This window comes from Achromobacter veterisilvae, from assembly GCF_037619525.1.
GTDB lineage: Bacteria > Pseudomonadota > Gammaproteobacteria > Burkholderiales > Burkholderiaceae_B > Achromobacter > Achromobacter veterisilvae.
Window position 1 is genome coordinate 5633176 of the sequence record NZ_CP148753.1, and the last position, 12521, is coordinate 5645696.

The 12521-nt window shown below is 65.3% G+C and carries 13 protein-coding genes; 6 read left to right on the top strand and 7 right to left on the bottom strand.

Features of this window, described 5'->3' with window-relative positions:
* Positions 1–4 precede the first annotated feature (4 nt).
* From WHX56_RS26195 to WHX56_RS26220, 6 genes are all read left to right on the top strand, one after another.
* On the top strand, positions 5–739 hold the full coding sequence (locus WHX56_RS26195; protein WP_338879398.1) for an ABC transporter ATP-binding protein: 735 nt from the start codon (positions 5–7) through the stop codon (positions 737–739).
* Positions 729–1451 carry an ABC transporter ATP-binding protein gene (locus WHX56_RS26200; RefSeq protein ID WP_287752403.1) on the top strand — a complete coding sequence of 241 codons (723 nt, stop codon included), beginning with the start codon at positions 729–731 and terminating at the stop codon, positions 1449–1451. Before WHX56_RS26195 ends, WHX56_RS26200 begins: the two co-directional genes overlap by 11 nt.
* A 51-nt stretch (positions 1452–1502) precedes the next feature.
* A complete protein-coding gene (locus tag WHX56_RS26205; RefSeq protein WP_287752402.1) occupies positions 1503–2264 on the top strand; it encodes an SDR family NAD(P)-dependent oxidoreductase in 762 nt (253 codons plus the stop codon).
* 46 nt (positions 2265–2310) lie between these two features.
* A complete protein-coding gene (locus tag WHX56_RS26210; protein WP_287752401.1) occupies positions 2311–2601 on the top strand; it encodes a Dabb family protein in 291 nt (96 codons plus the stop codon).
* Positions 2602–2824: 223 nt separating this feature from the next.
* On the top strand, positions 2825–3631 hold the full coding sequence (locus WHX56_RS26215; RefSeq protein WP_287752399.1) for an IclR family transcriptional regulator: 807 nt from the start codon (positions 2825–2827) through the stop codon (positions 3629–3631).
* A 1-nt stretch (position 3632) separates the two neighbouring features.
* On the top strand, positions 3633–4421 hold the full coding sequence (locus tag WHX56_RS26220) for an IclR family transcriptional regulator (protein ID WP_338879399.1): 789 nt from the start codon (positions 3633–3635) through the stop codon (positions 4419–4421).
* Here WHX56_RS26220 and WHX56_RS26225 read toward each other — a convergent pair.
* From WHX56_RS26225 to WHX56_RS26255, 7 genes are all read right to left on the bottom strand, one after another.
* On the bottom strand, positions 4418–5218 hold the full coding sequence (locus tag WHX56_RS26225; protein ID WP_287752396.1) for an enoyl-CoA hydratase-related protein: 801 nt from the start codon (positions 5216–5218) through the stop codon (positions 4418–4420). The two genes, WHX56_RS26220 and WHX56_RS26225, sit on opposite strands and share 4 nt — an antisense overlap.
* Positions 5219–5220: 2 nt before the next feature.
* On the bottom strand, positions 5221–6009 hold the full coding sequence (locus WHX56_RS26230) for an enoyl-CoA hydratase/isomerase family protein (protein ID WP_338879400.1): 789 nt from the start codon (positions 6007–6009) through the stop codon (positions 5221–5223).
* An 86-nt stretch (positions 6010–6095) separates the two neighbouring features.
* A complete protein-coding gene (locus WHX56_RS26235; protein WP_338879401.1) occupies positions 6096–7061 on the bottom strand; it encodes a tripartite tricarboxylate transporter substrate binding protein in 966 nt (321 codons plus the stop codon).
* 67 nt (positions 7062–7128) lie between these two features.
* Entirely contained in the window at positions 7129–7617 is a 489-nt protein-coding gene (locus WHX56_RS26240) for an FAS1-like dehydratase domain-containing protein (protein ID WP_287755213.1), read from the bottom strand.
* Positions 7618–7656: 39 nt separating this feature from the next.
* The gene (locus WHX56_RS26245; RefSeq protein WP_287755214.1) at positions 7657–8877 is read right to left on the bottom strand and encodes a CaiB/BaiF CoA transferase family protein; all 1221 of its coding nucleotides are present in this window, start codon (positions 8875–8877) and stop codon (positions 7657–7659) included.
* Positions 8878–8890: 13 nt separating this feature from the next.
* Entirely contained in the window at positions 8891–10906 is a 2016-nt protein-coding gene (locus tag WHX56_RS26250; protein WP_338879402.1) for an acetyl/propionyl/methylcrotonyl-CoA carboxylase subunit alpha, read from the bottom strand.
* A 3-nt stretch (positions 10907–10909) separates the two neighbouring features.
* A complete protein-coding gene (locus WHX56_RS26255; protein WP_338879403.1) occupies positions 10910–12514 on the bottom strand; it encodes a carboxyl transferase domain-containing protein in 1605 nt (534 codons plus the stop codon).
* Positions 12515–12521 lie beyond the last annotated feature (7 nt).

Consider the following 12521-nt stretch of genomic DNA (forward strand, 5'->3'; position numbering starts at 1 on the left):
CTTCATGGAAAACCAAGTACTACTCAAAGTCGATGGAATGAGCCGTCGGTTCGGCGGCCTGGTCGCGGTCAAGGATTTGAGCTTCGAGGTCCGCAAGGGAGAGATCCTTGGACTCATCGGTCCCAACGGCGCCGGCAAGAGCACTACCTTCAATGTGGTCAGTGGCTATTACAAGCCGTCGGGCGGCAGGTTGACGTTCATGGGCAGGGACATCACGGGCCAAAGCGCCGCCAGGATTTCCCGGCACGGTCTGGTGCGGACCTTCCAGCACGACAGCATGCTGCGCGACATGACCGTCTACGACAACATCGTCGTCGGCACGTTCGCGATGATACGCAACAAGGCCGAACGCGACGCCCGGGTACGCGAAACGGCGGCGCTGATGGGCCTGGCCGATGTGCTGGACGAAATCGCGGGCAACCTGTCCCACGGCCTGCAGCGGCTCGTCAGCATCGCGATCGCCTTCGCCGCCAGACCGAGCCTGCTTTGTCTGGACGAGCCCCTGACCGGCCTGAATCAGACCGAGGCGGCGTCGGTGCTGGCGATCTTCCGCAAGATGCGCGAGGAATACGGCGTCTCGATGCTGCTGGTCGAGCACAACATGAAAGCGGTCATGGACATATGCGACCGCATCGTGGTGCTGGACTATGGCGTGTTTCTGGCCACCGGCACGCCGGATGAAATACAGCGGGACCCTCGCGTGATTTCGGCCTATCTGGGGAAGCGGCATGAACAATAACGAAAATGTGCTCGACGTCGAGGGCCTCTCGGTAAAGTATGGCATCGTGCCGGCGGTCAGCGCGGCGAGCTTCACGGTGAAGCGGGGATCCATTTCTACCATCGTCGGCTCCAATGGCGCGGGCAAGTCGACCATCATGAAAGCGTTGACGGGGCTGGTGACTCCCTCTTCCGGAAAAGTCCGCTTCTATGGCGAAGACATAACCGGCTTGGCCCCGGACGCCCTCGTCGCCCGAGGGCTGGTCCTGGTGCCTGAAGGACGGCGCCTGTTCAAAGCCATGACCGTAGGTGAAAACCTCGAACTCGGGGCGTACCGGGAAAGCAGCAAGAACGCCATCCAACAGGGAATGGCTGGCGTTCTGGAACGCTTCCCCGCCTTGAAAAGCCGGCTCAAGTCGCCGGCCGGAAGCCTCAGCGGCGGTCAGCAGCAGATGGTCGCCGTGGGACGCGCCCTGATGGCCAAGCCGCGGCTGCTGCTGCTCGACGAACCCACCATCGGGCTCGCGCCCGCCATCGTCGACACCATCGCGCAAATCATCCAGGACATCGCGGCCGAAGGCGTGGACGTGATGCTGGTGGAACAGAACGCCGAGATGGCACTGGAGATCGCCACCCATGCCTTCATCCTGGAGCGCGGCGAGATCCAGCTCCAGGGCCTGGCCGCAGACCTGGCCAGCAGCGAAGCGGTCCGCAAGGCGTACCTGGGCATTTGATCGTGCGCAGCGCAACGCTCTCCCCTTTGTCGTTTACCTAACGAGGAATCCATGCACCGACTCGAAGGAAAGGTCGCCTTCATCACGGGCGGCGGCGCCGGCATCGGCCGCGCCAGCGCATTGCTGTTCGCCACGGAAGGCGCGCAAGTCGTCATCGCCGAGCGCGACGCCGCGGCGGGCGAAGAAACGGCCGCCATGGTAAAGGAATTGACGGGTGCCCCTGCCTGGTTCCTGCAAACCGATGTCACCGAGCCCGACAGCCTGGAAAAGGCAGTCAAACAGACCGTGGCGCGGTTTGGACGCTTCGACGTGCTCTACAACAACGCGGGAGGATCCACCGTGCGGGACGGCCGCGTAACGGACGCGCCAGTCGATGAGTTCTGGTCCAAGATGAAACTGGACCTGTTCGGAACCTGGCTGGGATGCCGTTACGGCATCCAGGCGATGATGGACGCAGGCCATGGCGGTTCGGTCATCAACAGCACATCGATCTTCGCGCTGATCGGCACCCATGGCAAAGATGCCTACACGGCAGCCAAGGGCGCGGTCGGCGCGCTGACCCGGTCGATGGCGGTGGAGTACGCCCGATACCGGATCCGCGTCAACGCGGTCGCGCCGGGAGCAACCGCGACGGAGCGCGTGCTCAAGCTGCTGAAGGACGACGGCGTCACGAGCAAGTCATTGGAAGGCCAGCTTTTCGGGCTGGTCCAGCCCGAGGACATCGCCCACGCGGCGCTGTACCTGGCATCCGAAGAGTCCCGGTCCACGACCGGCCACATCCTTGCCGTCGACGGCGGATTGACCATTTCCTGAGCAGCCCCTCGCCGGCCGTCGGCCGGCACGCCAGAACGGAGCCACCATGTTTCGCCATATTGTCATGCTCAGCTTCAATGCCCCGCTTAGCGGACGGGACCACGAGGAAATCGTCCGCCTGTGCCAGGCCATCAAGGACGAACTTCCCGGCATACTTGAATTGCGCTTCGTCGCCAATGCGTCGGATCGAGCCCATGCCTACACCCACGCCTTCGTGGCAAACTTCGACGATGCGGCCGCCCATGATCATTACCAGCAAGCGCCCGCCCACGCGCCGCTGAAGCAGAAAATCATGGCGCTCAGCCGGCAGCTCATCGTGCTGGACTATGAGGGCTGACCGCCGTCAATGACGCGGTCGCCGCGGGCCTGATCGTCGGCCCCGGCTACCCCGACTGGCCCGAGCAATACGGTTGGCGGCAAAACGCGGACCGAGAGTCTTTCAAGGTTGGCAACCGGACCGCCAGGCTTCATCCGCCCGGACACGGATCGGGCATCGGGACCGCGCCTCATATCTCGCGGGCTTGCTTGTAGAATCGAGTCTAATTTCATTTTAAGACTCGATGAACACGTCCATTGATCCGTCCTCCGTAAAGCCGGCCATTCGCGAAGTGCGGGTGCTATCGCGCGGGTTGACCATTCTTTCGGCGTTTGAGCCGAACAACGAGTGGTTGAACAATTCCGAGATTGCCGCGCTCACCGGCCTGCCCAAGCCGACCGTGTCGCGTCTTACCGCCAATCTACTGGAAGCCGAGTACCTGCAGTATTCGGCCCAACGGGCCGCCTACCGCCTGGGCACGGCCGTGCTCGCCCTCGGGTTCATCGCAGCCTCGCATCGAGACTTCGTCGTGCTCGCGCGGCCGCTGATGCAGCAATTCGCGGACCAGCACCAGGTCTCGGTCGTGCTGGCGTCGCCCGATGCCGGCAGCATGGTCTGCAACGAGGTCGCGCATAGCCGCGACATGCTTTTCACCTTGCGCGTGCGCGCCGGCTCGCGTCTGCGCATAGACCGTTCGGCCCTCGGCAGGGCCTTGATCGGCGCCATGAGCGATGCCGAACGCGCCGCGTTCCTGGAGAAGCTCAACGGGGCCGACCCGCAAGCCTGGGAGCTGCTCAACCGCGAAGTGCCGGCCGCGGTTGAACAAATGGCAAGCGACGGCTACTGCATCGCGGCCGGCACCCTGGAGGCTGGGACCAACGGCGCCGCCGTGGTCGTCGACACGCCGGAAGGGCCGCACACCTATGCGTTGGGCTGCGCCGCGCCGTCGAACTCCCTGGAGTTGCCGCGGCTGGAGCGGGAGGTGATCCCGGACTTGTTGGCCCTCAAGGCCAGGCTCGAAGCCGAACTCAGCAACATGCAGGCGGAATGACATGGTACGGACTCGCCAACTGACGCCGGGCACGCCCCGCGACGATGCGCAGGTGGATTCGCTGCGCCGAGGCCTGGAGGTGCTGCGCCTGTTCGATCTCCGCCACCGCAAGCTTTCGCTGACGGACATCGCCCGCAAGCTCGACCTCTCGCGCCCGACCACCGAAAAGCTGGTTCAGACGCTGCTGTCCCACCATTTCCTGCAAGCAACGGGCAACGACAGCTACGAACCCCATGCCGCCTGCCTGGCGCTGGGCCGCGCGGCCCGGAAAAGCCTGGCGGCGGGCCAGGCCGCCCGGCCGCTCATGCGCGAGCTGTCCCAGCGCTTCGGCGTGCATGTCACGCTGAGTACACGCGACCGGCTGCACATGCTGGTGGTCGAGCACTGCGTCCCCGCCGGCAGGGTGCAATTGGGCCTGACCAGCGGGGCGCGTTTTCCCATGGCCACCTCGGCCTCCGGCCGCGCCTATCTGTGGGGAAGGCCGGAAGCGCAACGGCAGGAACTGCTCGGCCTGATCGCGGCCGAGATGCCTTCCGGAGCCTCCCGTCAGCTCGCCGACGTCCAGGCCGCCTTTCGGGAGCTCGAGGCGACGGGCTGGTGCCACGTCGCCGCGCCGGTGGCAACCCAGACCGCCTCGATCGCCACGTTGGTAAAGACGGGCTCGGAATTCGCCTTGGCCGCCATGGCCGTCGGCGCGGATGTCACGGAAGCCACGCTGCGTAATCAGGTCGCGCCGGCGCTGCTCGCCATGGCGCAACGCATCGCGCTCGCCGCCGAAGAGGATGCCTAGCGGGCGTGGCCCAAGGCGCCCACCGCGTCGCGCACCGCCCGCAAGTGCTCGTCCGATGCGTGCGCAATGGCCTGGAACGCCGCCACGACGTCCAGATGCGTCGCCAAGGTATGCTGTTCCGCATCCCGCAACAAGCGCTTGTGCATGCGCAAAGCCTGGGCGGGATGGCGCGCGATACGGCGCGCCAGGTCGCCGGCGCGCCCGGCCAGCGCCTCATCGGGCGTCACCTCCGATACCAGCCCGATACGCCATGCTTCCTGGGCGTCGATGGGTTCGGCCGTAAAGGCCAGTTCCATGGCCTTCGAGCGCCCAACCAGCCGTGGCAGCATCCAGGCCCCTCCATCGCCGGCCACGATGCCCAGCCGGGCAAAGCTCACCGAGAAACGCGCGCTCTGCGCGGCGATACGGATATCGCAGAAACAAGCCAGATCGCAACCCGCCCCGTAGGCCGGGCCATTCACTGCGGCGATGGTCGGGATCTCGGTCTCCGCCAGCGCCGCGGGCAATTGGTGCACGGTCTCGCGATAGCGCGCCTGCACCTCGGCGACGTCGCCCGCCGAGAATCCCTCCCGTTCCGCCATCTGGCGCAGGTCGCCGCCGGCGCAGAAGGCCTTGCCCATGCCGGTGATGATCAGCACGCGGACCGACGGGTCGGCGTTGGCGCGGCGCACATGGCTGGCCAGTTCGAGGAATTGCGAACCGTCGGAGAAGCGGTTCAACGTGCCGGGATGGCAGAGACTGAGCGTGACGACGCCGTCGTCGTCATCGCGGCGTACAAAACCCGGTCCTGAGACCATGGCTACGCTCCGATCCAGCGCGGCGCGCGTTTCTCGGCGAAGGCCAAAGGCCCCTCAATCGCGTCGGCGCTGCCGTACACCCGCTCATGATACCGGCACGCCGCCTCCAGGCCGCGCTCGCATCCAAGGTCCATGGCCGCCCCGACGCTCTTTTTGGCGGCCCAGACGGTAAGCGGGGCGTTGTCGGCGATCGTGCGCGCAATCGTCTGCGCGCGGGCACGCACCGCGTCGGGTGTGGGTTCGACGTAGTTCACGAAGCCCAGTTGATAAAAACGCTCGACAGGATGCATTTCGCCGGTAAGCATGAGTTCCAGCATGAAAGGCTGCGGCAGCATCCACAGCATGGGTACTCCCCACGGCGATCCTCTTCCCACCTTGGCCTCGGAGATACCGCCCAGAGTCCCCTGCAGCCCGACGCGGATATCGCTATTGGCGGCCAGGACCATGCCGCCGGCCGTGAAATGGCCCGTCATGGCTGCGATGATGGGCTTGGGAACACGGCGCATGCGCTGGTGGAAGGGATCCCGCAGCATCTGCAGCATGTCCTTGCCGGACTCGGCACGCACCTGGGCGGCCTCCTTCAAGTCCATGCCGGCCGAGAACACGCCGCAGTCGGCGGAGGTCAGGATCACCACGCGCACGGCGTCGTCGCGTTCGACCTCGTCCCAAAGATCCAGCAGGCGCTCGCAGATCGCGATGGACAACGCGTTGCGTTGCGCGGGGCGATCTATGCAGATCGTGGCGATGCCATCTTGCACGGAGTACAGAACAGGAGCGTCGGTTTTCTTCATGATGCTGGGCAGGCTCGCAAGTCAATGGAAATCAAGAAAATTCATGCCACGCGGGCTGCGCGCCGGCAAGGCGCGCAGCCCGGTACTCATTCAGGCTTGATGCCTGCTTCCTGGGTCAGCTTGCCGTAATGCGCGCTCTCCTCGGCGATGTATTTGCCGAAAGCCTGGGGCGCCATGGGCGGCAGCAGCTCATAGCCGGTGCTATCGATCTGCTTGCGGACCTCCGGCTGCGCGAGCGCGCCGGTAATTTCCCGATTGAGTTTTTCGACGATTTCAGGCGATGTTCCCTTGGGCGCGAACAATCCATTCCAGTTCCCGATCTCGAATCCCGGCAACGCTTCCTTCATTGCAGGCACGCCGGGAAGCTTGTCCGATCGAGTCGGCGTGATAGCCAGCGGCTTGAGCTTGCCCGAGGTCATGTAGGCCAGGCCGGTGGAAAAGTCGATGAACATCATTTGCGTCTGGCCGCCCAGCAGCTCGGACACGGCCTGGCCATACGCCTTGTAGGGGATTTCGGAGATATCGGTATGTGTCATTACACGGAAGGTGCTCCCGGTGATGCGCGTGGTGCTGTTCGCGTAGGGAAACGAGAGTTTCCCTGGATTGGCCTTGGCGTAGGCGATCAGCTCCGCCACGGAGTTCACCGGCACGGAGGGATTGACCACGAGCGCATGCGGCACCCCGCCGACGATGGCGACCGGCGCGAAGTCCTTCAGGCCGTCATAGGAGACGTTCTTGAAAAAGTACTTGTTCGCCACCTGGGTGGTGTTGGTGCCGAACAGAAGGGTATAGCCGTCCGGCTGCGAGCGGGCGACATACTCGCTGCCGATCATGCCGGTGGCGCCAGGGCGGTTCTGCACGATCAGCGGCTGGCCCAGACGCTTGGACAGCGAGTCGGACAGCACGCGGGCCACCGCGTCGGTCGGACTGCCCGCGGCAAAGGGAACCACAACAGTAATAGGCTTCTCCGGGTAGGCGGAAGCAGGAGCCGCCACCACGCCTTGAGCGCACATCGCCAACACAACCAAACCCGAAAGCAAGGGGAATTTCATTGATGTCTCCTAGAGTGAATCGGGGCCGTCTGCGCGTCCCTCGAGTAAGAATTCATGAGGCCCCGCCCTACGGCCGGGTCTTGACCATACGCAGCGGGCTATAGGTAAGCACGACTTCTCCACGCTGGTTGATAACCCGATTGGAGGTGCGCACCACGCCGCGTTCCGGCTTGCTGGTAGCCCTGGCTTCGACGACTTCGCACTCGACGTGGATGGTGTCGCCAGCATTGGTGGGCCGATGGACTTTGATATCCGCCTCCATGAAGGCCATGCCGGTACGCTGCATCGTGCTCTGCATCAGCAGTCCTTCGGCGATGCAGAACACCAGCGATCCGGGAGCCGGACGCGAACCGATGATGGATTGCGAGGCGATGTAGTCCAGATTGGTGAACATCTCCTCCACCATGCCCACCGTTCCGATGAACAAAGTGATATCGGCCTCCGTAATCGTCCGGCCCAAGGTGCGAAAGCGGTAGCCGGGCTCCACGTCGTTCCAGTAAAAGCCCAGGCCCAGCACCTCCAGCCCGTTCTCGTCTACATTGATCGATCTGCGCATACTGTCTTCTCCTGGTTATAGGGTTGTCTTGGCGGTCAGTCAGAGCACGCCGGCGGCACGCAGTTCCGCCATCTGGTCCGGCGCGATCCCCAGCGATTGCAGGACCTCTTCGTTGTGCTGGCCCAGGGCGGGCGGAGCGCCCGCGGGGTCCAGCGGCGTTTCCGAAAAGCGGATGGGATTGCGCACGGTCGATACCGGCCCGTAGACCGGGTGCTCCAGCTCGGCCCTCATGCCGCGCGCGATCACATGCTCGTCGGCGAACACCTGGTCCATTCCGTTGATGGGGCCACCGGGAACCTGCGCCCGCTCCAGCAGCGCCGTCCAGTCGGCCAGGCGGCGCGAACGGGTGACGGGAACCAGCCAGGCGTCCAGTTCGGCGCGGTTGTGCACACGATCGGCGATGGTGGCGAAGCGGGGGTCGGTGCCGACCTCGGGTTGCCCGACGGCCTGGCACAGGCGGCGGAACTGGGTGTCGTTGCCGACGGCCAGCACCAGATGGCCATCGGCCGCGGGATAGACGGCATAAGGCGCGATATTGGGGTGGCCGCTACCCATGCGCTGGGGTACGCGGCCGCTGACCAGATAGTTCATGGATTGATTCACCAGCGAACCCACCATGCAGTCCAGCAGACTGATGTCGATATGCTGGCCGCCATGGCCGCGATCGCGGTGCTGCAAGGCCGCAAGAATGGCGGTGGTTGCGTACATGCCGGCCAATAGATCGGCCACGGCAACGCCCGCCCGCTGCGGGCCGCCGCCGGGAAGGTCGTCGCGTTCGCCCGTCACGCTCATCAGGCCGCCCATTCCCTGTATCAGGTAGTCGTAACCCGCGCGGTCCTTATAGGGGCCCGTCTGCCCGAATCCCGTCACGGAACAATAGACAAGCTGAGGGTTGATTTCGCGCAGCGTGGAGTAATCCAGGCCGTACTTTTTCAATGCCCCGACCTTGTAGTTCTCGACAAAGACATCGGCCTTGCGCGCCAGTTCGCGCAAGATCTCCTGGCCTCTGGGATTCGAAAAATCGATGGCCAGGGACTTCTTGCCACGGTTGCAGCTCATGAAGTACGCGGCATCGCCATCCTCGCCGGTATGCCGATCCTTGAGAAAAGGAGGCCCCATCTGCCGCGTGTCGTCGCCGGCTCCGGGCTTCTCTACCTTGATGACCTCGGCGCCCAGATCGGCCAGGTTTTGCGTGGCCCACGGGCCGGCCAGAATGCGGGAGAGGTCCAGAACACGGATATGGCTGAGCGGTTTCTGCATGGTGATCTCGGTGCTAGCGACTGTTGCCGGACGGAAATTTCGGTTCATCGATTTGCCGGTCGCCATCGCCCACCGCCGCGGTGGCCTGGACGATGTCGGCAATGAGTTCGCCCTCGCGCACGCTGTCGCCAGGCCCATAGCGCAGATGCGCGACGGTGCCCTCCACATCGGCGACTATCGAATACTCCATCTTCATGGCCTCGATAACGGCCAGGACGTCACCGGGGCGCACGCGGTCACCCGGCTGCACCGTCACGGCGGCGATGACGCCGGACATCGGAGCCGTCGCCCCGCCGCTGTCCTGGGCGCAGGCCTCTCTTTCTTGGAGGACCGGGCGCACGGTGTAGTGGTCGCCCGCCACCTGCATATGCCAGCCTTCTGCCGCAAGGCAGGCCTCCCAACGCCAACCGTCCACGTCGCCACCCAAGCCGGACGCATCGCGCGACACGGTCCAGCTTTGCCGGGCATCGCCCACGCGGACATGTCCGCCTTCCACCATCTGGAGCGCCGCCCACGCCGGCTCGGCGTCCAACAGGAAACGCGCTCTGCCCAATGGCGCGTCCGGGTCCAGGAACTTCCGGTCCATCGCGCCGCGGGGCGTACCGGCCTGCCAGGGCGCAGCAGGCGCGGCGGACAGCGGCAAGGGCAGCGCGGCGCCGACCGCCGCAGCCGCAAGTCGGCTGCGTGGCATTTGCAGCGCTTTGCGTTCATCCAGATAACGGGTATGGACCTGCCCGGCCTGTACGCCTGGATCGTCCAGCAGCCGCAGCAAGTAGCCGATATTGCTGGCCACGCCCAGCAGCGCGGTCTGGCCCAGGCCCGCCTTCAGTGCGGCAAGCGCGGCCGGACGATCGGCGGCGCTAGCGATGACCTTGGCCACCATCGGGTCGTAAAAAGGCGGAACCTCGCCGGATTGATCCAACGCGGCGTCAATGCGCAGGCCGGAAGGCCAGCGGGCGCGCACCACCGTGCCCGGCGAAGGACGAAAGTCCTGGGCAGGATCTTCCGCATAGATTCTCGCTTCGATGGCGTGGCCGCGGCAGGAAATCTCGGACTGGGGCAGCGGCAGGGCCTGCCCAGCCGCCACGCGCAACTGCCACGCTACGAGGTCCAGGCCGGTGACCGCCTCGGTGACCGGGTGCTCCACCTGCAGGCGCGTGTTCACCTCCAGGAAATAGCAATTGAAATCCCGGTCCATGATGAACTCGAAGGTCCCGGCGTTGCGATAGTCCAGGCTGCGCGCGCCCTGCACCGCCGCCTCCAGCAGCCGTTGGCGCGCGCGCTCGGGCAGACGCGGCGCGGGCGCTTCCTCCATGACCTTCTGGTGGCGGCGTTGCAGCGAGCATTCGCGCTCGAACAGATGCACCACGTTGCCTCGCCCATCGCCGAACACCTGAACCTCGATGTGGCGAGGCTCCTCGATGTACCGTTCCACGATCATCCGGCCATCGCCGAAACTGCTGCGGGCCAGGCGGATGGCCGACTCGATGAGCCGCGGCAGGTCATCGTAGTGAGTAATGATCTGCATACCTTTGCCCCCGCCTCCGGCGGAGGGTTTGAGCAGAATCGGAAGTTCAATGGCGCGCGCCAGCGCCTCTATGGTCGCGGGGTTGTCGCTGGCCTCGTCGGAACCGGGCACGACCGGCACCCCGGCCGCGCGCATCAACGCCTTCGCCCTCGCCTTGTCCCCCAACGCCGCGATCGTGGCGGGCGACGGACCGATGAACGCCATGCCCGCGGCTTCCACGCTTGCCGCGAACTCGCTGTTCTCCGAGAGAAAGCCGTAACCCGGGTGCACCGCTACGCAGCCGGTTTCCCGCGCGGCCTGAAGCAGCTTCGCGGCATTCAGATAACTATCCGCCGCCGCCCCCGCGCCCAGGCAGACGGTCCGGGCAGCGCCGCCCAAGTGCGCAGCGCTGGCGTCGGCGGAAGAGTACACGGCGACATATTCGATGCCCAGCCGCTGGCAGGTGCGCGCGATACGGCGGGCGATCTCTCCCCGGTTCGCGATAAGAATTCTCTTGAACATGGGCTACATCCTGAACACGCCGAAGCGCGTGGGTTCTTTCGGTCCGCCAGCCGCCAGCGCCAGGCCCAGGGTCAGCCAGTCGCGGGTATCGGCGGGCTCGATCACGCTGTCTACCCACAGACGCGACGCCGCGTTCAAGGCAGTGCTTTCCGCTACATAGGTATCGCGGATGGGCGCTTTGTAGGCCTCGGCCTCCTCGGCGCTGAAGTCTTTCCCCTGGCGGGATAGTTGCTCGGCGCGCACCAGCGCCAGGACGGTGGCGGCCTGCTCTCCGCCCATCACGGAGGTTCTGGCGTTGGGCCACATGGCCATGAACCGCGGCCCGAAGGCACGGCCGCACATGGCGTACGCGCCCGCCCCATAGCTGCCGCCGACGATGACACTGAATTTTGGCACCCTGGCGGTGGACACGGCATTGACCATCTTGGCGCCGTCCTTCGCGATACCGCCCTGCTCGTACTGCACGCCCACCATGAAACCGCTGATGTTGTGCAGGAACACCAGCGGAATATTCTCCTGGCAGCACAGTTCGATGAAGTTGGCCGCCTTCTGCGCACTCTGGCCGAAAAGCACGCCATCGTTGGCAAGTACGCCCACGGGGTAGCCGCCGATGGCGCCCGTGCCGCAAATGAGGCTGGTGCCGTAGCGCTCGCGGTACTGCGCCAGCTCGCTGCCGTCCAGCAAGCGCGCCAGCACGTCCCGCATCGGCATTGCCTGCTTGGCATTGGCGGGAATGATCCCGGGCAGCTCCGCCGCATCGTATCGGGGCGGCCGGCACGGGCGAGGCGGCGGCGCCAGAGCCACTGCCTCGCAACGTCCGAGGATGCCTCGCACCAGTTCAAGCGCGTGCAGTTCATCGTTCGCGAAATGGTCGGCGACGCCAGACAGGCGGGTGTGCGTATCCGCGCCCCCCAGCTCCTGGGCGTCGACCACTTCCCCGGTGGCGGCTTGCACCAGTTGGGGGCCGCCCAGGTAGATCATGCCGGCCTTGTCGACGATCACGGTTTCGTCGCACATCGCCGGAATGTAGGCGCCGCCGGCCGTGCAGGCGCCCAGCACCGCCGCAACCTGTTTCAGGCCAAGGGCCGACATCTCGGCGATATTGCGGAAGATCTTGCCGAAGTGCTGCTCGTCCGGAAATATGTCGCCCTGCAATGGCAAGTAGGCGCCGCCCGAATCCACCAGATAGATGCAAGGCAGGCCGTTCTCGCGGGCAATGGCCTGCGCGCGCAACTGCTTCTTGATGGTCAGCGGATAGTAGGTCCCCCCCTTGGCCGTCGCATCGTTGGCCATGATCATGCAGGCCCGCCCGGCCACGATGCCGACGCCGGTAATGATGCCGGCCCCGGGCGACTGGCCCTCGTACGCGCCTTCGGCCACCAACTGGCCGACTTCCAGGAAAGGCGTGCCGGGATCCAGCAGGGTATTGACGCGCTCGCGCGGCAACAGCTTGCCGCGCGCCAGATGCGCCTGGCGCGCGCGTTCGCCACCGCCGGCGACCGCGCGCGCTCTGGCGGCGAGCAGCGGCGCGCGCAATTCGTCATACGCCGCCGCATTCGCGGCGAACTCCGGGCTGCCCGACCAGGAACGGGAAGAAAGAATGGCCATTTGTGGA